Below are 23987 nucleotides of genomic sequence, written 5' to 3'. Positions count from 1 at the left end.
GGTTGCCAAGCTACACAAAGCAGCCAAAGTAAGCGGCAACATGGCCGCAAGTGAACCAAGTTAAGGAGAACTAAAATGGCACAAGTCATCAACACCAACGTCTCGGCTCTTTTCGGCGGCGCAGCACTGAACAAATCTGCCACAGCCTTGCAGACTGCTATGGAGCGCCTGTCTTCCGGCAAACGCATCAACACTGCCAAGGACGATGCCACCGGCATGGTGACGGCCAGCGGCTACGAAAAGACCATGCGCGGTGCCAACATCGCCGCACGCAACGCAGCCGACGGCATTTCCGAAGCACAGATCAACGACGGCTACCACGCTCAGGTGTATGAGAACTTGCAGCGCATCCGCGAGATCGCGGTGCAACTGGGTGGCACCGCCTCCGGAGCTGAATTCACCGCGCTGGCTGCTGAAAACACCCGTCTGCTCGGCTTGGCCAGCAACAGCACCGCCAAGGTTATCGGTGCAGATGGCGCACTGGCTACCGTCGCCGGCACCAAGGCGGCAATTACCGGCACCGGTGCCATCGCCACCATCGATGCGGACATCACCTTGGTGACCACCGCTCGCTCCACCTACGGTGCGGATATGGCCAAGTACCAGTCTGCGGTCACCAACCTGCAGACCCTGTCGGTGAATACCGCAGCCGCTTACAGCCGGGTGATGGATACCGACTACGCGGCCGAGACCACCGCCATGACCCGCAACATGATTCTGCAACAAGCGGGTACCGCGATGCTGGCGCAGGCCAACCAGATCCCGAACAACGTTCTGAGTCTGTTGCGTTAAACGTAGTACAGAAACCCCGGCCGGGTGACCGGCCGGGGATTTGAACAAGGAGAGGCAAAATGCTCATCCAATCGACAAATAGTGGAGTATCTGCTCCAGCGATGCCTGCCAGCAATGGCGGGCAAGTGGTCGTTGCATCGCAGCCTGCGGGTCAGCCCGTCCAGGCCGAGGCGACGCCCCCGACGCCGGCGCAACTGTCGAGCGAGGTCGGCCGTATCAACGCCGCCCTGCAACAGGCCAACAGGAACGTGGAACTCAGCATCAGCGTGGACGACAGCACCAAGAAACAGGTCGTCACCTTGAAGGACAAGACGACAGGGGATACACTGCTTCAGTATCCATCTGAAGCAGTGCTGGCGATCTCACGCAGCATAGACGAGTTCCAGCAGGGACAACTGCTGAATCGCCAGGCCTGACAAAGGAGCGAACGGAATGGCAACTACATCATCAATTTCAGGTGGCGGCATCGATGTCGATGCAGTCGTCGGCGGATTGATGACTATCGCGCGTCTTCCGCTCGACCAGCTCACCAAGAAACAATCCAGTTACCAGTCGAAGATCACTGCGCTGGGTACGTTGCAAAGCAAGGTGGATGCCCTGCAGACGGCGGCAAGGAATCTGGGCAGTTCCAGTTCCAGCACCCTGACGTCTTTCAAGACCACATCCTCCGATAGCAGTATCTTTTCCGCCACCGCAGGCAGCACCGCCGTGGCGGGAACCTATTCCCTGGAAGTGACCAGCCTCGCGCAATCGCAGAAGCTGGTCGCCGCCGGACAGACCAGCAGCACCACCGCCATCGGCAGCGGTGCCGCCACCGTGGTCACGTTCGACTTCGGCACCATCAGCGGCGGCACGCTGACCAACGGTGTCTATACCGGTGCCAGCTTCACGCCCTCAGGCACCACGGCCAATGTCACCATCGATTCGAGCAACAATACCCTGCAGGGTATACGCGATGCGATCAACGGCGCCAACCTGGGCGTGACGGCCAGCATCGTCAACGACGGCAGCGGCACGCCGTACCGCCTGGCACTGTCCTCCAACGAGACCGGTATCGCCAGCAGTATCAGGATAACGACCGACGGCGCGGATGCCGGCATCACCAGTCTGCTGGCGCATGACCCGGCCGGCACGCAGAACCTGGCCGAGACGGCCACCGCCAGCAATGCCCAGTTCAGCGTGAACGGCATCGACATCACCAAAACCTCCAATGTCGTCACGGATGCCATAGAGGGTGTGACGCTGACACTGAAACAAATCACCACCACGCCCGCCTCGCTGACGGTAGAGCGTGACAATGCCGGCGTGACCACGGCGGCAACGGCACTGGTCACCGCCTACAACGACCTGTATTCGGCGATGAAGAACACCACCGCGTACAAATCGGGATCTGCGCTGGCAGGCGACAGGACGCTGCAATCGCTCCAGGTGCAAATGCGCGAGATCGCTGCAACAGCTGTTGGAAGCGGCAACCTGACCAACCTGTTCGAAGTGGGCATATCTTTCAAATCAGACGGCACCATGCAGCTGGACAGCAGCAAGCTATCGACCGCAATGAATAACAGCTTTGCCGATGTGGCAGCCCTGTTCAACAGCAGCACCGGCTTCGCCACGCGCTTTGAAGACTGGGCCAAAGGCGTTGTCGGCGGCGGCGGCACTTTCGAATCGCAGACCACCAGCTGGAACAACACCATCAAGCAACTCGCCGTCCAGATCGACGCGATGGAAGTGCGTATGACCAGTCTGGAAAGCATGTACAGACAACAGTACAGTTCGCTGAACAGCCTGCTGGCCAGCATGCAATCGACCAGCGCCTATCTGTCGCAGCAATTAACCAGCAACGGGGGGTAATACATCATGAACGCTCGCACCGCACTTAATTCCTATGCCAAGGTCGGCATGGAGTCCAGCGTCATCGGTTCTGACCCGCACAAGCTGGTCTCCATGTTATTCCAGGGCGCCCTGTTGGCTATTGCCAATGCCAAGAACAGCATCCTGCGCAAGGATGTCGCCGCCAAGGGCGAAGCCATCTCGAAAGCCATGCTGATCATCAGCGAGGGGCTGCAAGCCAGTCTGGACAAGAATGTCGGAGGCGAACTGGCTCTGAACCTGGATGCACTCTACAGCTACATGTGCGTGCGGCTGGTCCATGCCAATCTGCACTATGACATGGAAGCGCTGGATGAGGTCGCGCGCCTGCTGAACGAGTTGAAGGGCGCGTGGGACAGCATCCGCCAGGTAACCGCCAACGCACAACAGCCGGCGCGGACAGAACAGGCCCCCCCCCATATCAACAAGCAAGCCGCACTCGTATACGGAAGAATGTAAGTCATGAACATGATCGTCGAAGATTACCAGCGCCTGTCGGATATCACGGGCAAGATGCGTGAAGCCGCTGCAGCGGGTGAGTGGGATGAACTGATCGCGCTGGAGCGCCGCTGCAGCAAGCAGGTCGCCGAGCTCAAGCCGCGCGACGGGGTGCCTGCTGACGAGGCTTCTCGCCTGCAAAAAGTCGCACTGATAAAAAAGATGCTGGCGGACGACAAGGCGATCCGCGAAAAGACAGTGACCTGGATGCACCAGCTGGAAAAGATCATGCAGAGCGCCCGCAGCGAGCAGCGCCTGCAACAGGCTTATCGCTGAAACGTGTGCGGCAATGAGCCATGCTACCCGCAGACCTGCTCGCCGCCACCCTTTCCCGGATCGCGACCACTGACAAGCCGCTGATCACGGCGACACCTGACAAACAGGCGCAACAGAACGCACTCAAACTGGAAGTCGGCCAGCAGGTCCAGGCGACCGTACAAGCCAAGGTAGCAGCCGATATGTTCCAGGTCAAAGTCGCCAGTCAAACGGTGCAGATGCAGTTACCGGCCTTCGTCAAACCCGGAGACATGATCGGTCTGCAAGTCGTCTCGCTACAGCCCCGCCTCACCTTTTCGTTCGCTGCCTCGACCAACCCGCTTTCGACTTCCGAACAACTCGGCTCCACTGCACGACTGCTGTCGTCCTTGTCGCAGCAGCCGATACGGCAGGATTACGTTCCCCCGACACGTCGCGAACCGCTCTGGATAGGTGAACGCGCCGCACCGGACACCTCACAACTCGCCGGTCGATTGCACCAGAGCCTGAGCCATAGCGGCCTGTTCTATGAGTCGCATCAGGCGCAATGGATCGCAGGCACGCGCAGCACGCCGCAACTGATGCTGGAACCGCATAATCAATTGCGCCCTGATACCGCCCAGATTGCTGCGAAGCAACCGGCGCTACTCCCCCCAGAGTCCCGATCAATCATGGTGCCGGCCACCCCGACAGCCCTCCAGGCAGGCGCAGAGCCGAACCCGCGCATGCCTGCCATCCCCGAGCATCTGCAGCCCCTCGTTCAGCAGCAGCTACAGGCCCTGGAGAACAAGCAGGTTGTGTGGATCGGACAAGCCTGGCAGGGGCAGGATATGCGCTGGGAAGTGCGGGAAGAGGATGCTCGATCCGGAAATAATGGCGAGGATGGCAAACAGTGGGTGACCGAGTTGCATCTTGACCTGCCCAGATTGGGCGGCGTGACCGCTCGTTTGAGCATGAACGGAAACGCGGTCAGCCTGAAGTTCGAAGTGACCGATGACCGGACCGCCCGCACAATGGAGGCTGCCACGGAACAATTGGTCACATCACTGGCCGCTCACGGGGTACCCGTGTTGCAGAGCCGCATCGAGCGTACGCCAGAGGGGGCGAAATGAACCGGCCCAACCGTCAGATGGCGGTCGCCCTCGCCTATCGCAGCGGCGACACTGCGCCGAAAGTCGTGGCCAGCGGGCGCGGCCTGATCGCACAGGCCATCATCGAACGCGCCAAGGAACACGGTGTGTTCGTACATGAATCGGCAGAACTGGTAGCGATGCTGATGCAGGTCGAACTGGACCAGCACATCCCGCCAGCGCTGTATCTGGCCGTGGCCGAGCTGCTGGCATGGCTATACCGTCTTGAGCGGGGAGAAATCCCCGCTATTCCCCCCACCGCAAAACCATCCTAACCGTTAGAATCGCGCGGGTATCCACTCAATACGGGTCGCACCATGCGCAGCAAAGAGATTCCGCTCAAGATCGAAGTATTCGCCCAGGATGACGAGAACGATTTCATCCTGCGAAATCCGCGCGAGATCCTTTCCGTCCTGCGCGACATCGTGCAGCAGCACAATCGAGTGGCGCTCTATTACAACGAGGACAGCAGCGTGGTACTCACCCTGCTGCTGGCGGCTGACGAAACCGGCATATGGGTCGACGCCTCGCCCAACCCCATCGACAACCGCAATATCGAGCGCAGCAACCGCATCGTGTTCGTCAGCACCCACAACATGGCAAAAGTGCAATGGGTATCCACGGAGACCACGCAGGGACTGTTCCAGAACGCGGCAGCGTTCTTCCTGCCACTACCCAGGAAGCTTTTGCGTCTGCAACGCCGCGACTACTACCGTCTGCTCAATGTCGAGCCGAATGCGCTCAAATGTCTCATCCGTCCATACGCGGCAAAGAAACATGTCCACCACGAAGTGACAGTGATGGACATCAGCATCGGCGGCGTGGCTCTGGTCTGCGCCGAAGACAGCGTGGAATTGACACCCGGATCGACCTACCAGGATTGCGAGATCGAACTGCCGGATGTCGGTACCATCCGGACCGGCATCGAGGTTAAGAACGTGTTCGAAGTCACGGCACGCAACGGAGAAGTGAATCGCCGCGCCGGCTGCGTGTTCGTGAATCCCGATGCCGAGGCCCGCATGATGTTGCAGCGCTATGTCACGCTGGCTCAACGTGAGCTTGCGCGAAAAAAAAGTGCAGGGGAGTGACTGCCGGATAATGCCTGTCCACACCCGGGGCGGAGAATATCACTGCGACAGGGGCACCCCGCTCTCAATCGTGCCGGAGACTTACAGATGAAGATCAGATTCGTGGTCGCCACGCGCGAACGCAAAGAAGATTTCCCGACCGGCACAGCAACCGGCAGATCGCTGGCCCTGTACGATTACCCGTCCGTCGAAGTCTTACTGTTTGCCCAGAACACTCTCGGACTGCCACTCCTCTACAACAAAGCCATCGAGGCTGCGAAACATGACCCGGCGATCCTTGTGTTCATTCATGATGATGTCCATATCTGCGGCTTTGACTGGCCGCTGGAGATCAAAACTGCCCTCGACAGGTTCCAGTTGATTGGCGTTGCCGGCAATAAGCGGCGCGCGCCATTCCAACCCTCGTGGGCTTTTGTCGACACCAATCTCAGGTGGGACGCAAAAGAAAATCTCAGCGGCATCGTCGGGCACGGCAAAGGCTTCCCCCCCGCCAACCTCAGCAAGTTCGGACCATCCCGCCAGGAGGTGAAACTGCTCGACGGCCTGCTGCTCGCCTGCCATAGCCAGACCATGATCGACTGCGGTCTGCGATTCGATGAAAGATTCGATTTCCACTTCTACGACCTCGATCTCTGCAGGCAGGCCGAGGCACTCAATCTTCGCATGGGGACTTGGCCGCTCTCGGTGATACATCAAAGCGCCGGAAATTTCGGATCGGATGACTGGATAGCTTCCTGCCTCAAATACTTTGAAAAGTGGGGCGACTAGCGTGCTCCCACCCAGACTGCGCCACACCGCCTGACTCAACCGGATCGATCCGGATCATGGCCCGGGACCTCCCCGATACTCGGCTTCAGAACCTCACGCACCAGCCTGCCGACATAGAGTCCAAAAATCTCCAGATATCCCACTTGGCCCGTGACCCGGAAACGCCCCTTCAGCCAGTCTGTCACCAGCAGTTCGTCCACTACTCTTTCCGTCCCGGGGAACGACAGCGGTGCTCGTCGAATATCCAGGGCCAGTTCGCATTGCAGATGGAATTTTTCCAAGAGCACCGTAACCAGCCGCTCAAGAATGAAAATCTTCATCTGATAGTTAGTACCCGCACGATATTGCGTGTGACTGATCAGTTTGGCCTTCAGGGCGGAATCCGGGCCTTCACAGATCGCATAAATACGCTCAAAGCAGTCGAACCAACGCTTCCAGAAAGAGTAGCGGGCAACGAAATAATTGCTGAAGATGGTCGTCGTCCGGTCGGATACTGTGGTCTGCAAGTCCATTTCTATGCCCAGCGACTGCAGCACATTCTGGGCGATAGCGATCATTCCCGGGTGATTCACTTCGCCCTGGACGAATGGGTTGATATGGATCGCGCCCTGATCGAAGAACGGAGAGAAGCTCACAACCTCATCCCCCGACTGCCGAACCGCCGCCAGCACCTCCTCACCCCGCATCCCCGTCTTTTCGAAGAACCGGGGCGAAAAAAAGCCTAGATAAGTGTCGTCGTCAAAAGTCTGCTCCAGCAACACTTTGCGGATCGGCCAATATTCGCACCAGTCCGGTCGCGGATTCTCCAAGTTATCCAGCGGGATGAAAGCCGGATCGAGCTGCGCACGCGTCTTTTCGTCGTAGTAGATCTGGAATATCCGGACATCATTTGTACTCCTCGCTTCCGCGTCCCGACCTGCAGACCGTCTCTCATGACAGGAATTCCCCTCATCGGCGACGACTGCCAGGCGCCGCCACAAGTTTGCCGAGTCAGACGGCAGATTGGACAAGATTTGGCGCAACGTCTCGATCACATCAGCATCATCAGGGTGTTCCTGCAAGATACGACCAAGCATCTCCAGCGCCGCACCCGTATCCCCTGTGGCCATAAGCATCGAAGTGTAGTTCCTCGCAACGATCCCGGCGGTGCCCTCAAGGATCATGCCTTCCCTGAACAGTTCACCTGCACGATCATGCTCCCCCGCATTGAAACACTGGACGGCAAGGTCGTTGTACACCTCCCACAGCGGGCTACCCTGCGCCGCCAACTTCTCCAGTTGAGCAATACCCTCCTCCACTCTTCCCACTTCGAACAAATGCTCGGCTTGCTCGTATCCCGCCCGGTCTGCATCCGGTTCACCAGCCCGTGTCTTCTCATTGAGTGCAAGCAATTGCCCAAGCGACTCACCGCACTTGAACAGCTCCTCATTCAATCTGGCAACTGTTTCCAGAGAGAAGATGTCTTGCTGGCCAGTGATGTTGACCAGATCCTTGTAGTCGAACTGGTAGACATGAAGCAGCTGCTGACGCGAGCTCTCATCAGTCATCAGTTCCAGCAGGGTCTCGATCGCCAGTGCCCTGGCCCACGGGAATGCGTTCGCCCCAAGCGAGACCATGGACATGACGAAACCAGGGATGCAGCCTTGCTCGCGACGATAAACTTCCGCCTCGGGGAATATGGCCACCAGCTCTTCAAAAGACACGACCCTGAAATACTGCCTGAGGATGTGGTGGAACTCGGACCTGTCGCGGATGCGTACTTCAGGGCGGTTCCCGCTGGAATTCGCCTCGTTATCCCTGACCCTGAACCGGATCAAACTTTCCGGAAGCACGTGGATGTCGTAACGCATGCAAAGACGGACCCACATGTCGAGATCCGGAAGTTGCGCAAGCCCGAACCGGTAGACTCCGCACTCGTCATAACATGCTTTGCGCATGAGAACGCTGGGATGACACAGCGCATTGCCCGAGAAGAAGAAATGTCGCAGCCACTGGTGGCGGGAACGGTTCGGCTGTCTGAATACATCCGAATAGAAATGCTGCTTGTCAGTCAGCGGCTTACTATCCTCACCGATGGCCAGTGCATTACTGAATACCGCCCCCGTCTCCGGGTGCGCCTCCAGATATGCAAGTTGCCTCTCCAGCTTTTCCGGCTCCCACACATCATCGGAATGATGGATGGCAATGTACTGACCCGAAGCCAGCTCGCAAATCGTCTTGTTGATCCCGTAGATGCCTCTTCTGGAAACATCATTGCGGAAGGCCTTGATACGGTCGTCGGTATAACTGCGGATGATCTCCCACGAACCATCCCGGGAAGCATCATCCCAGATGAACAGTTCGAAATCCCCGAATGTCTGCTGCAGGATGCTATCGATCGCTTCACGGATGTATTTTTCGTGATTGAACGAAGTCAGTATCACCGTGATCTTAGGCATGCTTTCCATTACCGATAAATTCATACAGCGCAGTGTTTCTCAATTCATCCCTGATTGTCCCGACGATGTCGCTGGGCAACACGTCCTGCCACCTTTCATCGTTCGCCTGCGCCCGGAAAACCGAATACGGGTCCGGGTCGTGGCGTGATTTGCTGTCAGACAGGAACTTCTCAACCTGTGGATCCATATCCAGTTCGCAGAACCGAAATATCTTCCTCGTGGTTCCCTGCGGAGAGTGATTCAACTCCGCATAACGCAGCAGCATGAATTTTTGCGGATACATCTTCTCGAACATCAGAAAGTCCTCGGTCGATTCTTTCCACTTGTCAAACCCGAAGAATTCCTCCGGCCGGCCCTGATTCTTGCTTTGCGCAAGCCGCCACTCTTTAAGCATGTCCCATTCCGGCTTGAACTCCTTGGGTGCCTGCATCCACGAGGCCAGCACCGCCAGAGGGTTCCGGACGATACCGATGATCTTCAAACCTTCCCCTCGCGCCAGCATATTGCCGACGACATTCAGGTAGCGCGTCTCCTTGAAGACCACATGGCTGGGATGGGGGGACTTCTGGAACGAAGGATAATCCCTCTGCGATTCCGCCGTCATCGTGGCGAAGGCATCGCGGGAATTGAGAATATCCCGAAAGAAATCATCGATCTCTTCCCGGGAAGAATGTTCCGACAAGCTCCCCTTGTGTCCGTACGAGAACAAGGGCTGGAATCTGAGCGCCACATCCGGGTGACTATTGAAGATATGCCCGATCCATGAGGTTCCGGATCGCGGCGTTCCGAAGATTCCGATGTTCTTCATGCCGCCCTCTCCAGCAGGACATCGAAACGGTAATAGGCCGTGTAGAGTGCCTGCGGCTGCGGTATGCGCTGCACCTTGAAACCGTATGGCTCGGCTGATCGCGCTATCTCATCGAAATGCCACCAACGGCCCATGTGCGGCCTGCCTTCACGCTCGCGCTGCAAATAGAATTCGTATTTTTCCTCGGTATCGTAATAGTCGCGCAAACGCTCCGCATCGGGGATGCTTCCCAACAGCACCTTGGCACCCGGAGCCAGCGCCACAAGCTGGCCGAGCAAGTGACCGAATTGCGCTTCCGAGAAATGCTGCAGCGCTTCATACATCAGGACCTTGCCGAACCTGCCAAAGAAGCCGCCAGGCAGATCGGTCACATCCGCATGGCGGTACTCGATATTGGCCAGCGGGCACGTCCGTTTGGCTGTTTCGATCAAGCCAAGAGAAAAATCGATCCCGACGACCTCCCGCACAAATGGTGCCAGCCTCCTGGTGATCAGTCCGTTCCCGCAGCACAGGTCTGCCAGCACGTCAGCTTTATCCAGCACCAGCAGGGATATGATGTTGCCAACGATGAGAGCCAGCTGCCCCTCCGGGACCTCGACCCCATTTACAGTCTTCCCCACTTGTTTCAATAACGCCCCGTCGAAATCCAGCGTGGCAGCGTCATAGTGTCCTTGCCAGTAGTCGCTCATGATTCAGCCGGTTCGATAGCGTAGTGATCGAGAAGCAGTCGCGTCCCTTCCGTTCCGTTGAACATCAGGACATCGATGATCGACAGCGCGGGTTCAAAAGCACCAGGTTGACGGTAGGTGGTCTCCTGAGACTGCAGAAAAGACAATTGGATGCCGCTATCCAGGAATTTCCGGCCATCGAACAGCGATGCGCCGCTGATCGGATTGATGTATTCGGTAGCCCCCATCTGCTCTGAAATCCTGAGTGCCCACTCTCCGGAATCTTTCACGTCCGCATAATCGAAACCTCGTTCTGACGAGATGATGATTTCGCGGTCCAGCCCCAAGGCTGGACATAACGTACCGACGATGTTGGCATTGATTCCGCTGATGTCCTGCCGTTCATGACCGAAGAGCGCCTCTCTCACCAATGCCATCGTCTCTTCATAACAGGGGGCTTTTTTCCGGTAGTGCGCCAACTGTGCCACGACACGCTCCCGCCAGCTCAGGTCTGGATGCGCCTGCACCTCCCTTATGGCAGCCGTCATCCCGTGCTTCTGCAACGGCACCATGATGTACTGCCAGCCACCACCCGGCTTCAGGATCCGATTCCGGTTGACCCATCCGTGCCGCATGTACTGTGCATCGTCGAACAGCACAAAACGGTCGGCTGCATGAATCAACTGCCAATAGCCGATATATGGAAAGAAGTACGGCTGCATGATGGCGAGCCTCATACTCAGCTCTCCACCAGCACTCTGATCACATCGGCAATGGTGCCGATCGCGACCTCATCGAGTGTCGGCCCCGTCGGCAGAACCACGATGCCATTGGCCACCCGTTCAGTGTTAGTCAGCATCAGACCCGCATGCGGGAACAGATCACGGTAGGGTTTCATGCGATGGCAACCGGGCCAGAAGTATTTCCGAGCACGGACATTCTCTGCATGCAGCGCCTCAATGATCGCATCGCGAGTCTGCGGGCACGCTTCCGCCACTTCCAGCACCACATACTGGTAGTTGTTCCGTTCCCGGTCGTCATAGGGCAGCACGCGGATACCGGGCAGCCCGGCGAGCATCCTCAGGTATGTTTCGTAATTCCTCCTGTTCGCCTCGACCACGCTATCGAGCGCTTCCAGATTGACCAGACCCATCGCGGCCGATATCTCGGTCATCTTGCCGTTGGTACCCGGATGGATGACGTTATCCAGCCCGATGAACCCGAAATTTCGCATCAGGCGCATCTTCTCGGCCAGCTCGTCATCGTTGGTAACGACCGCACCGCCCTCGAAGGTATTGAAGAACTTGGTGGCATGGAAGCTCAAGACCTCGCAAGCACCGAAGCCGCCTATCATCTGGCCATTGTGTGAACAACCAAAGGCGTGCGCCGCATCGAACATCAGCTTCAGCCCATGCTCCTCGGCGACCTCCTGCAATCCCGCCACGGGCGCGCCTCGTCCCCACAAGTGGACACCTATGATCCCGCTGGTGCGCGGTGTGATCATGCGCCTCACCGCTGCCGGGTCGAGATGGTGGGTTACCGGATCGATGTCTGCGAACACAGGGGTGATGGCCTGCCAATGCAGGGCGTGTGCAGTAGCGATGAATGTGAACGAGGGAACGATCACCTCGCCGGCCATTCCCAGCGCACGAATGGCGATCTCCAGCGCCACGGTGCCGTTGCTCATGGCGACGCAATGTCGCACACCGATATGGCTGGCGATACGGCTTTCCAGCTCCTGTACCAGCGGACCATTATTCGAAAGCCAGCGCCGATCGAATATGTCATTCACATAGTGGATAAAAGCTTCGCGGCTTCCCATGTTCGGGCGACCGACGTGCAGCTGCTGTTCGAACGCCGGTTCCGCACCATTGATTGCAAGATCACGAGAAGTTGTTATTTTTTTCATTTTCCGCACCGAAGCATGCAGTCGCCCAAGGGTGAAAGTTCCGAACCAGATGCCCGTTTATTTGCTCACGATATAGAGAATACTTGTACGCTTGAGTCCCAATGATCGGAACAACTCTTCCCCGAAGTACTCTTCGCCAAGCTCAGTCACTTGAAAGCCGTGCCTGCGTATCTTGTTTACATAATCATCATGTGCATAAAGCCTGACATGATCGTTTTGACCGAATAGTCGCCAACGACCGGCCTCGTCGGTCACGCCGGGATCTTCCAGCGTTCTTTCCAGCCCCAGGCTGATCGGTGCGACAAGGATGCCACATCCCCCGGGCTTGGTGATCCTGTAAAGTTCACCGATCGCCAGATCATCACTTTCCACATGCTCCAGAACATGGCTGCAAATGAAAAAATCGTAACTTCCGTTGGCAAATGGCAGGTTCTGGATGTCGACCTTGTAGTCGACCGTCTCCATTCCGAAATCTGCAGTCTCATAATCGATAAACAACTGCCTGAGCTTTTTCGATAGTGCCGGCTCAGGAGCGAAATGCATCACCTTGCCCGAGCGGTTTAATAGATTCTTTTCCAGTTGCTGATCCACCCACAGTGCATAAAGGCGTTCGCGATCAGAGGCACCGCAACGATTACATGAATATTTTTCCAGCGAGATCATCTCGCCCTGACCAAAACGCTCGAAACCGTGAAGGCGAGCATTTTCGCGGTAAAAATCGGGAAGTGGCAGAAAAGAGGCCTGATCACTGCCACAAACAGGACAGAATACTGATGGCAAGGCTTTCGAGTCAGTCTGCCCAACGTGCAAACTCACCTCCAGGGCATCGACATCATCTCCGCTCAAACCATGCTGGCGTGCTATGGCAAGGACCTCTTGCGCAACATCGGACTGACCTGATTGTTGCAACGCGTGGATATAACTTAGCCAGTATTGGCCGTGTACGGGGTCGGCATTGAGTGCGGCCAGGAAGAATGGCAACCCATCGGCCGGCTGCATCAGCTCCACATATATTGCGCCCAGATTGTGATTTGCTTTCGGATGTTCCGGCTCAGCCTGCAGAACGGCCTGATAGCCCTGCGCTGCTTCTTGCAGGTCGCCTGCCTGATGGTGAGCGACCGCTTTTTGCAATATCTGCTCTATCGTCTGCATCCCGGCTTCCTGTATGGATATCTCAATAGATATATTGGCCAACCATTTATGAGTGGCAACCGAAACTCGTCCCCCCCCTGAAAGAGCAGGTTTCAGCGCTCACACCTGCATGTTCATGATGTCGTTATAGGCCGCCACGAACTTGTTTCGCACCTGCACGGCAGTCTGGAACGAGATGTTCGCTTTCTGCATGGCGATCATGGTATCACTCAAGCTGACCTTGTCATCTCCCAGTATGAAGGCCTTCTGCATCGCATCGGACTCGCGCTGCATCTGGTTCACGCCATCCAGCGATGACTTCAGCACATTGGCGAAGTCGACAGCTCCGGCAGCGCCGGTGGCCTTCGGGGCGGATAAGGCGTTACCCTGGGCGGCCGCGACGGCCGCCTGCATCTGGGACAGCAGATTGTCTACATTGCTCACGTTCATGCTCATGGGGCACCTCCTTTTACCTGGCGCGGCTTGCGCGCATTGACCGATGGCGGCACAGTAACAGGGCCAGGATGGCGGTTTAAAGCCGAATAACGCCGGAATTCCCCCGCTTTTCCACAGACCGGACTTGCTCGACAGGCAGATAATCCGCATCGTAAAACGAGTGTAGGTACGGGCAGGACCACCGGTTCCGGCCACAACCTTCTAGAAGCGGTGCATGAACAAGGTGAACAGTATGGCTACTACGAACATCAACAATCCATCGATGGCGCAACTGCTGCTGGGCATCCCCAGCCAGCAGAAACTGGGACTGATGGTCGCTGTCGCGGCAACGGTCGCGCTGCTGGCGGGACTATGGATGTGGGGGCAGACCCCGGATTACCGCGTTCTGTATGCCAACATGTCCGAGCGTGACGGCGGCGCGGTCATCGAGTCCCTGCAGCAACAGAACATCCCCTACAAGTTCGCCGAGGGCGGCGGCGCGCTGATGGTGCCGTCAGACCGTGTGCACGAAGTGCGCCTGAAGATGGCCGCGCAGGGGCTGCCCAAGGGCGGCACGACCGGCTTCGAACTGATGGAGAACCAGAAGTTCGGCACCAGCCAGTTCCTGGAACAGGTCAACTTCCAGCGTGCCCTGGAAGGCGAACTGGCACGCTCGGTGCAATCCATGGCCTCCGTCGCCAATGCCCGCATCCACCTGGCCATCCCCAAACCCAGCGTATTCGTGAAGGACAAGCAAAAACCCACCGCTTCGGTGGTGCTGTCGCTGTATGCCGGCCGCTCGCTGGACGAAGGCCAGGTCAATGCCATCGTGCATCTGGTCTCCAGCAGCGTCCCCAACATGCCGGCGCAGAACGTGACCGTGGTGGACCAGAGCGGCACCCTGCTCTCCGCCGCGCGCGATGGCAACCACCAGATACTGGATGCTTCGCAACTGAAATATGTGCGCCAGATCGAGCTGGATTACGTGAAGCGCATCGAGGACATCCTGAGCCCGATCACCGGCATCCAGAACGTGCGCGCGCAGGTCACCGCCAGCCTGGACTTCACCACCACCGAACAGACCTCGGAACTCTACAAGCCGAACCAGCCGCCCAACCAGGCCGCCGTGCGCAGCATGCAAAGCACGGAAGCGCTGGATGGCGTGAGAACGGCCGGCGGCGTTCCGGGTGCGCTGACCAACCAGCCGCCGGTACCGGCCACCGCGCCAATCGTGTCGCCCGCCACTGCCCTCCCGGCCACCGGGGCCAATGCGCCCGCAGCCGACAAGACGCACAAGGCCCAGACCACCAACTATGAGGTGGACCGCACCATCCAGCACACCAAGCTTCCCACCGGCAACATCAAGCGCCTGTCGGTCGCCGTGGTACTGAACAACCGCAACGTGGCGGACAAGGACGGCAAGATCGTGTCCACACCGTACACCGAACAGGAGAAGGCGCAGATCGCCTCGCTCATCAAGGAAGCGGTCGGTTTCGAAGATCAGCGCGGCGACACGCTCAACCTGCTCAACAGTGCCTTCAACGACACGACCGAAGCACTGCCCGAGATCCCCATCTGGAAGCAGACGGAGATCATCGAACTGGCCAAGGATATCGTCAAATATCTGCTGATCATCGGCGGCGTTTTCTTCCTGCTGTTCGGCATCATCCGACCGGCCTTCAAGTCGGCGGCAGAATTCAGCCCCACCCCCGAACATGCCGGCGGTGGTGAGAGCGAGGAAGGTGGCAACATGGGTTACGGCCAGCCGATGTCGGCGGCCCATGCCTACGAGAACAATTTGCAGATCGCCAAGCAACTGGCCAAGGACGACCCCAAGATCGTCGCCACGGTGGTCAAGGAATGGGTGAATAAAGAATGAGCGACGAAGGCGTAAACAAGAGCGCGATCCTGCTCATGACGCTCGGTGCCGACGAGGCCGCCGAGGTGATGCGCTATCTGGAGCCCAAGGAAGTGCAAAAGATCAGCTCCGCCATGGTCTCACTGAAGAACCTGTCGCGCGAACAGATCGCCAACGTGTTCGACGAGTTCCACACCAGCGCCTCGGAAAAGACCACCATCGGCATGGATTCCAGCGGCTACATCCGCGACATGCTGAACAAGGCGCTGGGCGACGACAAGGCCGCCGGACTGCTCGACCGCATCCTGCACAACAGCGACACCAGCGGCATCGAGAGCCTGAAGTGGATGGACCCGGATTCGGTGGCCGACCTGGTCGCCAATGAACACCCGCAGATCATCGCCACCATCATGGTGCATCTGGAACCCGACCAGGCCTCTGCCGTGCTGACCAAACTGACCGAGCGCACGCGCAACGACGTGCTGCTGCGCATCGCCACACTGGATAGCGTGCAACCGACCGCGCTGCACGAGTTGAACGACGTGCTGACCAAGCTGCTGTCCGGCAACGCGCTGGCGAAGAAGAGCATACGCGGCGGCATCAAGACCGCCGCCGAGATCCTCAACTACATCGGCAGCACACAGGAAGAGATCATCGAATCGGTGCGCAGCCACGATGCCGAGCTGGCACAGAAGATCATGGACGAGATGTTCGTGTTCGAGGACATCCTGGAAGTGGACGACCGCGGTATCCAGCTGGTGCTGCGCGAAGTGCAGTCCGAATCGCTGATCGTCGCCCTCAAGGGGGCCAGCGAAGAGATGCGCGAGAAGATATTCAAGAACATGTCGCAACGCGCGGCCGAGATGCTGCGCGAGGACCTAGAAGCCAAGGGCCCGGTGAAGCTCAGCGAAGTGGAATCCGAGCAGAAGGAGATCCTCAAGGTCGTGCGCCGTCTGGCCGACGAAGGCCAGATAGTGCTGGGCGGCAAGGGAGAAGACGCGTATGTCTGATTTCGCCACCCGTGCCGAAGATTCACTCACCGCCTGGCAACGCTGGGAGCTGCCTGCGTTCGAAACCGGGCACCACAGCGTGCGAGCCAGCCTGCCGACCGCCGTCGAGCTGGAGCAGATGCAGCAGCAGGCGCGCGAGGAAGCCGCACAAGCGGGCTATGCGGAAGGCCGCCAGCGCGGCTACGCCGACGGCCTGCAGCAGGCCGCGCAGGAGAACCAGCACCTGGTCGAACTCGCCAATGTACTGAGCCAGCAGATCGACGATCTGGTGGTGCAGGAACTCACCGGCTTGGCGCTGGATGTCGCACGCCAGGTGATCCAGCAGACCATCAAGGTACAGCCGGAGCTGTTGCAGGCAGCGGTGCGCGAAGCCATCGGCAGCCTGCCGGTGTTCAATCAGGCGGCGCATGTGATTCTGAATCCCGAGGATGCCGCCATGCTGCGCACACGCATGGGAGAACAGCTCGCGCATACCGGCTGGAAGATACTGGAAGACGTGCGCATGGCGCGCGGCGACGCGCGCCTTGAAACGGCCAACAGCCAGGTCGATGTCACGCTGGCTGCGCGCTGGTCGCGCGTGATCGCGGCCATGGGGCAGGACGCTCCCTGGCTGGTGAAAGCCGAGGAGGATTGAGCATGCAGACCGCCCACCAACAGCGCTGGCAAGACGCACTGCAGATCCATCGCCAGATGGCAGTGCAGAGCGCGCCTTTGCTGGTCAGCGGCCGCCTGACCAAAGTCACCGGACTGGTGATGGAAGCGGTCGGCCTGCGCATGGCGGTGGGCAGCACCTGCTGGATAGAACTTCCCAACAACCGCATCGAAGCCGAAGTGGTCGGTTTCGCCGGCGACAAGCTGTTCCTGATGCCGGAGAACGATGTGCACGGCCTGGTGCCGGGCGCTCGCGTGGTGCCGGTGGAACATGTGCGCCCACCCTACCGGATCGGCGAACAGGCACCATTGCGTCGCCGCACCGCCGACCTGGCACGCCATCTGCCGGTGGGTGATCACCTGCTCGGTCGCGTGCTGGACGGCGCAGGCCGCCCGCTCGACCAATACGGCCCGCTGCAGGAAAGCGGCAGCGCCGCCCTGCAGAGCCGCCCCATCAACCCGCTGGAACGCGCAGCCATCAACGAAGCACTCGATGTCGGCGTGCGCGCCATCAACAGCCTGCTCACCGTGGGGCGCGGTCAGCGCATGGGCCTGTTCGCCGGCTCCGGCGTGGGCAAGAGCGTGCTGCTCGGCATGATGGCGCGCTATACCAGCGCCGACGTGATCGTGGTCGGGCTGATCGGCGAACGCGGCCGCGAAGTGAAGGAATTCATTACCGACATCCTCGGCAAGGAAGGCCTGAAGCGCTCCGTGGTGGTCGCTGCCCCGGCCGACGTCAGCCCGCTGCTGCGCATGCAAGGTGCGGCCTATGCCACCACCATCGCCGAATATTTCCGCGACCAGGGCAAGAACGTGCTGCTGATCATGGATTCGCTCACCCGCTACGCCATGGCGCAACGCGAGATCGCGCTGGCCATCGGCGAACCGCCCGCCACCAAGGGCTATCCGCCCTCTGTGTTCGCCAAGCTGCCGCAACTGGTGGAACGCGCCGGCAACGGCGCCGAAGGCGGCGGTTCCATCACTGCCTTCTATACCGTGCTGACCGAGGGCGACGACCAGCAGGACCCGATCGCCGACTCCGCGCGCGCCATCCTCGATGGCCACATCGTGTTGTCGCGACGCCTGGCCGAGGCGGGACACTATCCGGCCATCGATATCGAAGCCTCGATCAGCCGCGCCATGAGTCATCTGGTGAGCGAGGAGCAATTCTCGCAGGTGCAGCATTTCAAACGCTTGTATGCGCATTACCAGCGCAACCACGACCTGGTCAGCGTGGGGGCTTATGTCGCCGGCAGCGACCCCTTGCTGGATGAGGCGATCGCACGCTATCCGGAAATGGAAAGCTTCCTCAAACAAGGCATGTACCAGGCAGAAGCGTATAGTTCATGTCAGGCGCAGTTCTCGACCTTGTTCGCCGCCAATAGATGAAGATCGCCATGACCAAACCCTTCACATTGTCGCCCCTGGTAGACCTGGCTCATCAGAAGAACGATGCGGCCACACGCAAACTGGGCAAACTCAACCAGCAACAGCAACATGCGCAGGCCAAAATGGCCGCGCTGCAACAATACCGTCGCGACTACGCCGCCCAGTTCGAGGAAGCCGCCAGACAGGGCATGTCGCCGATGGACATGCAGAACTTCCAGCGCTTCATCGAACGTCTCGATCAGGCGATCCAGCAACAGCAGGCCGAGATCGCAAGAGCCGGCTCTTCGGTGCAGACCGGCCGCCGGGAGTTGATGGACACCACGCGCAAGATGAAATCGTTCGACGCGCTGGCACAACGCCATGCCGACAACGAGAAGAAACTGGAAGCCAAAGCCGACCAGCGCCAACAGGATGAACAGAGCGGACGCTTCTCCGCCCTGCATCGCACCGACCGCAAGAATTGACAGGGAGAACGACCATGAGCAGCCTGCCCATCCTCAGCAGCCAGACACCGAACAGCGGCAAGATCGATGCCGCAAGACCCGGCAACAATGCACCCGTTGCCGAAGACCTCTCCACCGGCTCTGCACCATTCGGCGAGTTGCTGGCCAAACAGTTGAGCCCGCAAGGCCGCGACCTCAAGAGCGCGCTCCTGAAGACGCTCGCACCTGAGGAGGGCGACGCATCGCTTGCCGATCCGAACGCATCGCTGCCAGCGCTTGCTACCGAGTTGCGTCCAGACGGCATTGCGGTCCCGGCCGATCTGCTGGCCAGCCTGCTGCAACAGGATCGCCGTTTGGCCGGGATGACACAGAAAGATGCGGTTGCGGCTGCAGCCGCAACTAATGCCGTGGCACCCGCCATCACCGCGTTGCGGGGAGACGTGGAGCCAAGCGATCCAGCCACACGCCGCGCCCTGCCCGACGTGGCAGGCGAGGTCAAACCGGATACCGCGCCCGCCAACAACAAGGTTGGCAAGCAAGTCGAGACCCATGAAGTGCGCGAGATGCGTGCCGCCAAACCAGACCCGGTAGCCGACTCGGCATTCGTTGCCGCGCTGCAAGCCGGGAAGAAGGCTGGCATCCCCGCCGCAACCACCAAGCCGGACACCATCATCCAGGCCTCGACCACTACGACCGCCACGACCGGCATCCCCAACGCGCTGGCCGCCACGCCCCCAGTAGCGGCACCCGCTGTGACACAGGCCGCTATCGCCACACCTTTGAACCAGCCGCAATGGGCGGACGATTTCAGCCAGAAGGTGACATGGATCGCGACCCAGCGTTCGCAAAGCGCCGAACTGCACCTGAATCCGGCACAGCTGGGGCCGCTGGAAATCTCGCTCAAACTCAACGGCGACCAGGCTACCCTGCAGTTCACTTCGGCCCACGCTGCAGTGCGGGATGCCATCGAGCAATCCATCCCGCGTCTGCGTGACATGCTGGCCGACAGCGGCATCTCGCTGGGCAACACCACAGTCAGTGATCAGGCACCGCGCGAACAGCAGCAACGCGGCCAGGCTGGCGCTGCCCGGGGCGACGACAGCGCCGTTGGGGCACATGGGGCCGACGAGACACCATTACCGGTGACCACACGGTTGAGCCGCCACGACGGCATGGTGGACACTTTCGCCTGAACCCTGAAATACGCCCGGATTTCTGTCTTATTCGATTGATGGTGTAAGCTTTGCCTTCCGCATAATCATCATCAACAGGAAAGGAAACAGAGATGGCGTCAAAACCCGCAAAGCCCGCAGCACCAGCCGCTCCCGCAGAGGACGCACCAGCGCCCGCGAAGAGCAGCAAACTGCTGATCATCATGATCGGCCTGCTGGTGCTCATCATCGCCGGCGGTGCAGGCTGGTATTTCACCAAGGGAAGTGCGCCAGCCGCCGAGCATGCCGCTGAAGAGCACAAGCCGGCTCCTGTGCTGGAACCCAAGTTCATCCCGCTGGGCGAGAAGTTCACGGTCAATCTGCAACGAGAGGAAGGCGACCAATACTTGCAGGCTGGCATCACACTTAAGATCATGGAACCCGAGCTGGAACTCAAGATCAAGAATGCGATGCCCGAGATCCGCAGCAAACTGCTGTTCCTGCTATCCAGCAAGAAACCTTCCGAGCTGGTGAGCTCCGAAGGCAAGGCCATGCTGGTCGAACAGGTGATCGCGGAAGTGGACGGCATCCTCGGCTATAAGATCGAGGCTCCCGTTGCAGCGCACGCTACCGCCGCGCACGGCGAGACTGCACACAGCGAGGCAGCGCATGGGGAATCTGCGCCGGCCGCGACAGCACCTGCTCCGGCTGCCCCCAAAGAACCCAAGACCACCGGTGTGGTGGATGTGTTGTTCAGCGATTTCATCATCCAGTAGAGGATCGTGAGGCCATGAGCGAATTCTTATCCCAGGACGAAGTCGACTCGCTGCTGCGGGGCGTCACGGGTGAGACCGAGGAAGTCAAGGACGACTCGGAAGCCGGAGGTGTCCGCTCCTACAACATGGCCACGCAGGAGCGCATCGTACGTGGGCGCATGCCCACCATGGAGATCATCAACGAGCGCTTCGCACGACTGTTCCGCATCGCGCTGTACAACTTCATCCATCGTTCTTCGGAAGTGTCGGTCGGCCCGGTCAAGGTGATGAAGTTCTCCGAATTCATCCGCAACCTGCCGGTGCCGGCCAACCTCAACCTGGTGCAGGTCAAACCGTTGCGCGGCAACGCGCTGTTCATCTTCGACCCCAATCTGGTATTCATGGTGGTGGATAGCCTGTTCGGCGGCGATGGCCGCTTCCACACCCGCGTCGAAGGGCGAGAATTCACGCAGACCGAGCATCGCATCATCCAGAAACTGCTCGATGTGCTGTTCGAAGCCTATGCGAAATCCTGGGAGCCGGTCTACAAGCTGGACTTCGAGTTCCTGCGCTCCGAAGTCAATCCGCAGTTCGCCAACATCGCCACCCCCAACGAGGTAGTGGTGGTGACCACCTTCGAGGTCGAGTTCACCGGCGTCGGCGGCTCCATCCATGTGTGCATGCCGTACGCGATGATCGAACCGATACGCGAACTGCTCTACAGCACCATGCAGGGCGACCACGTCATCGCCGACAAGCGCTGGCTGCACATGCTGTCCAAGCAGATCCAGTCCGCGGAGATCGAGCTCAATGCCATCCTCGGCCATGCTTCGACCACGCTGGATCATGTGCTGCGCATGAAAGTCAACGATGTCATCCCGCTGGACGTGCCCGAGAATGTCAGCGTGATGGTGGATAACGTGCCGGTGATGGAATGCAAATACGGCATATCCAACTCGCACTATGCATTGAAGGTCGAGCGTATGGTGAAGACGGATACGGGCGAATCTCAAACTGGAGGAAAAAATGGCTGAAGACACAACAGAAGACGCGATCAGCGCCGATGATTGGGGTGCCGCGATGGCCGAACAAGCCGCTGTCGAGACACCGGCGGCTCAACCGCATGTATTTGAACAATTCGGCGCGGAAGGCGGCGCGACCGCGCACAACGATCTGGACATGATCCTGGACATCCCGGTGCAGCTGACCGTGGAGCTGGGACGTACCAAGATGCCGATCAAGAACCTGCTGCAACTGGCACAGGGTTCGGTAGTGGAACTGGCGGGTATGGCCGGCGAACCGCTGGACGTATTGATCAACGGCTTCCTCATCGCACAGGGCGAAGTGGTGGTGGTGAACGACAAGTTGGGTATCCGCCTGACCGATATCATCACGCCGTCGGAACGACTGCGCCGCATCAACAAATAAACCAGGACACAACCATGCTCACCCGTCTGCTTGCTGCCCTGTTCGCAGCATCCTGTTCTGCGCTCGCCCATGCGGCGGATGCCGCGCGCAATGCCTACGTCCCGCCCCCGCCGCCCGCCGGTGTGTCGTCCGGCAGCGTGCTGCAGGTGATCGTCAGCCTGTTGCTGGTACTGGCGGCCGTGATGGCGGTGGCATGGTTCCTGAAACGCATCAACCACCCTGCTCACGGCGGCCTCAGTGCACTCAAGGTGGTGAGCGGCATCGCGGTCGGCCAGCGCGAACGCATCGTGCTGGTCGAAGTGAACGACACCTGGCTGGTGGTCGGTGTGGCACCGGGACAGGTGAGTGCCCTGCATACCATGCCCAAAGGCAGCATCCCGGAAAGCGCTCCAACGGGCGCCGGTGTCCCTGAAAGATCGTTCCAGAGCTGGCTCAGACAGCACATGGAGAAGCGCAATGGCTAGCCGCTCGTCCCTGCGGGGCGTCCTGTTCCTGCTCTTCGCATTGTGCCTGGGCATGCCGGTCGCGCATGCGGCCGAAGCGGGCATGCTGGCGATCACCAGCACACCGGCTGCCGGCGGCGGACAGACCTACACACTGAGCCTGCAGACGCTGATCCTGATCACGTCGCTCACCTTCCTGCCCGCCATCCTGCTGATGATGACCGCCTTCACGCGTATCGTCATCGTGCTGGCCATGTTGCGCTCCGCCATCGGCACACCTTCATCTCCGCCGACACAGGTCCTGATCGGCCTGTCGCTGTTCCTCACCTTCTTCGTGATGTCGCCGGTGCTGGAAAAGATCTATAACGAGGCCTACCTGCCCTACAGCCAGAACAAGATGAACCTGGAGACGGCCTACGAAAAAGGCAGCGCACCGCTCAAGGAATTCATGCTGCGCCAGACACGCGAAGCCGATCTGGCCCTGTTCGTGCGCATCTCCAACAGCGAGGAACTGGAGAGCCCGGAGAACATCCCGCTGAAGATCCTGGTGCCCGCCTATGTCACCAGCGAATTGAAGACCGCTTTCCAGATCGGCTTCATGATCTTCATCCCTTTCCTGATCATCGACATGGTGGTGGCGAGCGTGCTGATGTCGATGGGTATGATGATGCTGTCCCCAGCCACCATCTCGCTGCCGTTCAAGATCATGCTGTTCGTGCTGGCCGACGGCTGGAACCTGCTGATCGGCTCGCTGGTGCAAAGTTTCTATACCTGACAATTCTGAAAGAGGTGTCCCATGACCCCCGAAAGCGTGATGACCATAGGCCAACAGGCCATCGAACTTACCCTGATATTGTCGGCACCCATGTTGCTGACAGCCCTTGCCATCGGTCTCGCCGTCAGCATCTTCCAGGCTGCGACACAGATCAACGAGATGACACTATCGTTCATCCCCAAGGTGTTCGGCATCTTCGCCGCCCTGCTGTTCGCCGGCCACTGGATGGTCAACCTGATGCTGGAATACATCACCCGACTGTACGGCAGCATCCCCTACATCATAGGTTGAGCGT

Annotated in this window: 28 protein-coding genes; 21 read left to right on the top strand and 7 right to left on the bottom strand. The window is 59.2% G+C overall.

From position 1 onward, the window contains the following. The first annotated feature begins 75 nt into the window (after positions 1-75). The 9 genes from ACYPYQ_RS04025 (at position 76) to ACYPYQ_RS03985 (ending at position 6400) form a co-directional block, all read left to right on the top strand. Positions 76-792 (top strand): flagellin, encoded by a 717-nt coding sequence (locus ACYPYQ_RS04025; protein ID WP_459720066.1) that lies wholly within the window; start codon positions 76-78, stop codon positions 790-792. Positions 793-893: 101 nt separating this feature from the next. Beyond that, positions 894-1208, top strand: a complete 315-nt coding sequence (locus ACYPYQ_RS04020) for a flagellar protein FlaG (RefSeq protein ID WP_459720063.1) — start codon at positions 894-896, stop codon at positions 1206-1208. 16 nt (positions 1209-1224) lie between these two features. After that, a complete protein-coding gene (gene fliD, locus ACYPYQ_RS04015; protein ID WP_459720059.1) occupies positions 1225-2643 on the top strand; it encodes a flagellar filament capping protein FliD in 1419 nt (472 codons plus the stop codon). Positions 2644-2649: 6 nt separating this feature from the next. Further along, the gene (gene fliS / locus ACYPYQ_RS04010) at positions 2650-3120 is read left to right on the top strand and encodes a flagellar export chaperone FliS (protein WP_459720055.1); all 471 of its coding nucleotides are present in this window, start codon (positions 2650-2652) and stop codon (positions 3118-3120) included. Between the two features lie 3 nt (positions 3121-3123). Beyond that, the gene (locus tag ACYPYQ_RS04005) at positions 3124-3435 is read left to right on the top strand and encodes a flagellar protein FliT (protein WP_459720051.1); all 312 of its coding nucleotides are present in this window, start codon (positions 3124-3126) and stop codon (positions 3433-3435) included. A gap of 20 nt (positions 3436-3455) precedes the next feature. Next, on the top strand, positions 3456-4526 hold the full coding sequence (gene fliK / locus ACYPYQ_RS04000; RefSeq protein WP_459720048.1) for a flagellar hook-length control protein FliK: 1071 nt from the start codon (positions 3456-3458) through the stop codon (positions 4524-4526). Next, the gene (locus ACYPYQ_RS03995; RefSeq protein WP_459720043.1) at positions 4523-4819 is read left to right on the top strand and encodes an EscU/YscU/HrcU family type III secretion system export apparatus switch protein; all 297 of its coding nucleotides are present in this window, start codon (positions 4523-4525) and stop codon (positions 4817-4819) included. Before fliK ends, ACYPYQ_RS03995 begins: the two co-directional genes overlap by 4 nt. A 42-nt stretch (positions 4820-4861) precedes the next feature. Continuing rightward, positions 4862-5632 (top strand): flagellar brake protein, encoded by a 771-nt coding sequence (locus ACYPYQ_RS03990; protein WP_459720040.1) that lies wholly within the window; start codon positions 4862-4864, stop codon positions 5630-5632. 87 nt (positions 5633-5719) lie between these two features. Beyond that, the gene (locus ACYPYQ_RS03985; protein WP_459720038.1) at positions 5720-6400 is read left to right on the top strand and encodes a glycosyltransferase; all 681 of its coding nucleotides are present in this window, start codon (positions 5720-5722) and stop codon (positions 6398-6400) included. 35 nt (positions 6401-6435) lie between these two features. On the opposite strand, the gene ACYPYQ_RS03980 is transcribed toward ACYPYQ_RS03985, so the two are convergent. From ACYPYQ_RS03980 to fliE, 7 genes are all read right to left on the bottom strand, one after another. Continuing rightward, positions 6436-8838 (bottom strand): glycosyltransferase, encoded by a 2403-nt coding sequence (locus ACYPYQ_RS03980; protein ID WP_459720035.1) that lies wholly within the window; start codon positions 8836-8838, stop codon positions 6436-6438. Next, positions 8831-9646, bottom strand: coding sequence for a sulfotransferase domain-containing protein (locus tag ACYPYQ_RS03975; protein ID WP_459720032.1), 816 nt, complete (start codon positions 9644-9646; stop codon positions 8831-8833). Before ACYPYQ_RS03975 ends, ACYPYQ_RS03980 begins: the two co-directional genes overlap by 8 nt. Continuing rightward, positions 9643-10335, bottom strand: coding sequence for a class I SAM-dependent methyltransferase (locus ACYPYQ_RS03970; RefSeq protein WP_459720029.1), 693 nt, complete (start codon positions 10333-10335; stop codon positions 9643-9645). The genes ACYPYQ_RS03975 and ACYPYQ_RS03970 overlap by 4 nt, the downstream gene beginning before the upstream one ends. After that, entirely contained in the window at positions 10332-11051 is a 720-nt protein-coding gene (locus tag ACYPYQ_RS03965; protein WP_459720026.1) for a WbqC family protein, read from the bottom strand. Before ACYPYQ_RS03965 ends, ACYPYQ_RS03970 begins: the two co-directional genes overlap by 4 nt. Before the next feature lie 2 nt (positions 11052-11053). After that, positions 11054-12223 carry a DegT/DnrJ/EryC1/StrS family aminotransferase gene (locus ACYPYQ_RS03960; protein WP_459720024.1) on the bottom strand — a complete coding sequence of 390 codons (1170 nt, stop codon included), beginning with the start codon at positions 12221-12223 and terminating at the stop codon, positions 11054-11056. Positions 12224-12280: 57 nt separating this feature from the next. Beyond that, complete coding sequence (locus ACYPYQ_RS03955) at positions 12281-13375, bottom strand: methyltransferase domain-containing protein (protein WP_459720021.1); 1095 nt, start codon at positions 13373-13375, stop codon at positions 12281-12283. 99 nt (positions 13376-13474) lie between these two features. After that, a complete protein-coding gene (fliE, locus tag ACYPYQ_RS03950) occupies positions 13475-13810 on the bottom strand; it encodes a flagellar hook-basal body complex protein FliE (RefSeq protein WP_459720019.1) in 336 nt (111 codons plus the stop codon). Between the two features lie 232 nt (positions 13811-14042). Here fliE and fliF point away from each other — a divergent pair, with 232 nt between their 5' ends. The 12 genes from fliF to fliQ all read left to right on the top strand — a co-directional run bounded on the left by fliF (position 14043) and on the right by fliQ (position 23983). Beyond that, positions 14043-15668: a flagellar basal-body MS-ring/collar protein FliF gene (fliF, locus tag ACYPYQ_RS03945; protein ID WP_459720017.1), complete on the top strand. Its 1626-nt coding sequence runs from the start codon at positions 14043-14045 to the stop codon at positions 15666-15668. Next, positions 15665-16657 carry a flagellar motor switch protein FliG gene (gene fliG, locus ACYPYQ_RS03940; RefSeq protein WP_459720014.1) on the top strand — a complete coding sequence of 331 codons (993 nt, stop codon included), beginning with the start codon at positions 15665-15667 and terminating at the stop codon, positions 16655-16657. Before fliF ends, fliG begins: the two co-directional genes overlap by 4 nt. Next, positions 16650-17291: a flagellar assembly protein FliH gene (locus ACYPYQ_RS03935; RefSeq protein WP_459720011.1), complete on the top strand. Its 642-nt coding sequence runs from the start codon at positions 16650-16652 to the stop codon at positions 17289-17291. Before fliG ends, ACYPYQ_RS03935 begins: the two co-directional genes overlap by 8 nt. Before the next feature lie 2 nt (positions 17292-17293). Beyond that, positions 17294-18697, top strand: coding sequence for a flagellar protein export ATPase FliI (gene fliI / locus ACYPYQ_RS03930; RefSeq protein WP_459720008.1), 1404 nt, complete (start codon positions 17294-17296; stop codon positions 18695-18697). An 8-nt stretch (positions 18698-18705) separates the two neighbouring features. After that, complete coding sequence (gene fliJ / locus ACYPYQ_RS03925; RefSeq protein ID WP_459720005.1) at positions 18706-19161, top strand: flagellar export protein FliJ; 456 nt, start codon at positions 18706-18708, stop codon at positions 19159-19161. 14 nt (positions 19162-19175) lie between these two features. Continuing rightward, complete coding sequence (locus tag ACYPYQ_RS03920; RefSeq protein ID WP_459720002.1) at positions 19176-20333, top strand: flagellar hook-length control protein FliK; 1158 nt, start codon at positions 19176-19178, stop codon at positions 20331-20333. A 92-nt stretch (positions 20334-20425) separates the two neighbouring features. After that, the gene (locus tag ACYPYQ_RS03915) at positions 20426-21067 is read left to right on the top strand and encodes a flagellar basal body-associated FliL family protein (RefSeq protein WP_459719999.1); all 642 of its coding nucleotides are present in this window, start codon (positions 20426-20428) and stop codon (positions 21065-21067) included. A 14-nt stretch (positions 21068-21081) separates the two neighbouring features. Next, positions 21082-22080 carry a flagellar motor switch protein FliM gene (gene fliM, locus ACYPYQ_RS03910; RefSeq protein WP_459719996.1) on the top strand — a complete coding sequence of 333 codons (999 nt, stop codon included), beginning with the start codon at positions 21082-21084 and terminating at the stop codon, positions 22078-22080. Continuing rightward, positions 22073-22474 (top strand): flagellar motor switch protein FliN, encoded by a 402-nt coding sequence (gene fliN / locus ACYPYQ_RS03905; protein WP_459719993.1) that lies wholly within the window; start codon positions 22073-22075, stop codon positions 22472-22474. Before fliM ends, fliN begins: the two co-directional genes overlap by 8 nt. Before the next feature lie 14 nt (positions 22475-22488). Next, the gene (gene fliO / locus ACYPYQ_RS03900; RefSeq protein ID WP_459719990.1) at positions 22489-22938 is read left to right on the top strand and encodes a flagellar biosynthetic protein FliO; all 450 of its coding nucleotides are present in this window, start codon (positions 22489-22491) and stop codon (positions 22936-22938) included. Continuing rightward, the gene (fliP, locus tag ACYPYQ_RS03895) at positions 22931-23692 is read left to right on the top strand and encodes a flagellar type III secretion system pore protein FliP (protein ID WP_459719987.1); all 762 of its coding nucleotides are present in this window, start codon (positions 22931-22933) and stop codon (positions 23690-23692) included. The genes fliO and fliP overlap by 8 nt, the downstream gene beginning before the upstream one ends. A gap of 21 nt (positions 23693-23713) precedes the next feature. After that, positions 23714-23983: a flagellar biosynthesis protein FliQ gene (gene fliQ / locus ACYPYQ_RS03890; protein ID WP_459719984.1), complete on the top strand. Its 270-nt coding sequence runs from the start codon at positions 23714-23716 to the stop codon at positions 23981-23983. Positions 23984-23987 lie beyond the last annotated feature (4 nt).

This window comes from Sideroxyarcus sp. TK5 (assembly GCF_054601595.1).
The sequence above is the reverse complement of the archived record's forward strand: the minus strand, read 5'-3'. Positions and strand labels throughout refer to the sequence as shown.

Excerpts from the sequence above, each read along its gene's own strand:
- fliD (WP_459720059.1), top strand. The coding sequence starts at position 1,225 with ATGGCAACTACATCATCAATTTCAGGTGGCGGCATCGATGTCGATGCA.
- fliK (WP_459720048.1), top strand. The coding sequence starts at position 3,456 with ATGCTACCCGCAGACCTGCTCGCCGCCACCCTTTCCCGGATCGCGACC.
- fliE (WP_459720019.1), bottom strand. The coding sequence starts at position 13,810 with ATGAGCATGAACGTGAGCAATGTAGACAATCTGCTGTCCCAGATGCAG.
- ACYPYQ_RS03995 (WP_459720043.1), top strand. The coding sequence starts at position 4,523 with ATGAACCGGCCCAACCGTCAGATGGCGGTCGCCCTCGCCTATCGCAGC.
- ACYPYQ_RS03955 (WP_459720021.1), bottom strand. The coding sequence starts at position 13,375 with ATGCAGACGATAGAGCAGATATTGCAAAAAGCGGTCGCTCACCATCAG.
- ACYPYQ_RS03960 (WP_459720024.1), bottom strand. The coding sequence starts at position 12,223 with ATGAAAAAAATAACAACTTCTCGTGATCTTGCAATCAATGGTGCGGAA.
- fliN (WP_459719993.1), top strand. The coding sequence starts at position 22,073 with ATGGCTGAAGACACAACAGAAGACGCGATCAGCGCCGATGATTGGGGT.
- fliI (WP_459720008.1), top strand. The coding sequence starts at position 17,294 with ATGCAGACCGCCCACCAACAGCGCTGGCAAGACGCACTGCAGATCCAT.
- fliJ (WP_459720005.1), top strand. The coding sequence starts at position 18,706 with ATGACCAAACCCTTCACATTGTCGCCCCTGGTAGACCTGGCTCATCAG.
- ACYPYQ_RS03915 (WP_459719999.1), top strand. The coding sequence starts at position 20,426 with ATGGCGTCAAAACCCGCAAAGCCCGCAGCACCAGCCGCTCCCGCAGAG.
- fliO (WP_459719990.1), top strand. The coding sequence starts at position 22,489 with ATGCTCACCCGTCTGCTTGCTGCCCTGTTCGCAGCATCCTGTTCTGCG.
- fliS (WP_459720055.1), top strand. The coding sequence starts at position 2,650 with ATGAACGCTCGCACCGCACTTAATTCCTATGCCAAGGTCGGCATGGAG.
- ACYPYQ_RS03965 (WP_459720026.1), bottom strand. The coding sequence starts at position 11,051 with ATGAGGCTCGCCATCATGCAGCCGTACTTCTTTCCATATATCGGCTAT.
- ACYPYQ_RS04020 (WP_459720063.1), top strand. The coding sequence starts at position 894 with ATGCCTGCCAGCAATGGCGGGCAAGTGGTCGTTGCATCGCAGCCTGCG.
- ACYPYQ_RS04005 (WP_459720051.1), top strand. The coding sequence starts at position 3,124 with ATGAACATGATCGTCGAAGATTACCAGCGCCTGTCGGATATCACGGGC.
- fliQ (WP_459719984.1), top strand. The coding sequence starts at position 23,714 with ATGACCCCCGAAAGCGTGATGACCATAGGCCAACAGGCCATCGAACTT.
- ACYPYQ_RS04025 (WP_459720066.1), top strand. The coding sequence starts at position 76 with ATGGCACAAGTCATCAACACCAACGTCTCGGCTCTTTTCGGCGGCGCA.
- ACYPYQ_RS03920 (WP_459720002.1), top strand. The coding sequence starts at position 19,176 with ATGAGCAGCCTGCCCATCCTCAGCAGCCAGACACCGAACAGCGGCAAG.
- ACYPYQ_RS03980 (WP_459720035.1), bottom strand. The coding sequence starts at position 8,838 with ATGCCTAAGATCACGGTGATACTGACTTCGTTCAATCACGAAAAATAC.
- ACYPYQ_RS03990 (WP_459720040.1), top strand. The coding sequence starts at position 4,862 with ATGCGCAGCAAAGAGATTCCGCTCAAGATCGAAGTATTCGCCCAGGAT.
- fliM (WP_459719996.1), top strand. The coding sequence starts at position 21,082 with ATGAGCGAATTCTTATCCCAGGACGAAGTCGACTCGCTGCTGCGGGGC.
- fliP (WP_459719987.1), top strand. The coding sequence starts at position 22,931 with ATGGCTAGCCGCTCGTCCCTGCGGGGCGTCCTGTTCCTGCTCTTCGCA.
- ACYPYQ_RS03935 (WP_459720011.1), top strand. The coding sequence starts at position 16,650 with ATGTCTGATTTCGCCACCCGTGCCGAAGATTCACTCACCGCCTGGCAA.
- fliF (WP_459720017.1), top strand. The coding sequence starts at position 14,043 with ATGGCTACTACGAACATCAACAATCCATCGATGGCGCAACTGCTGCTG.
- ACYPYQ_RS03970 (WP_459720029.1), bottom strand. The coding sequence starts at position 10,335 with ATGAGCGACTACTGGCAAGGACACTATGACGCTGCCACGCTGGATTTC.
- ACYPYQ_RS03985 (WP_459720038.1), top strand. The coding sequence starts at position 5,720 with ATGAAGATCAGATTCGTGGTCGCCACGCGCGAACGCAAAGAAGATTTC.
- ACYPYQ_RS03975 (WP_459720032.1), bottom strand. The coding sequence starts at position 9,646 with ATGAAGAACATCGGAATCTTCGGAACGCCGCGATCCGGAACCTCATGG.
- fliG (WP_459720014.1), top strand. The coding sequence starts at position 15,665 with ATGAGCGACGAAGGCGTAAACAAGAGCGCGATCCTGCTCATGACGCTC.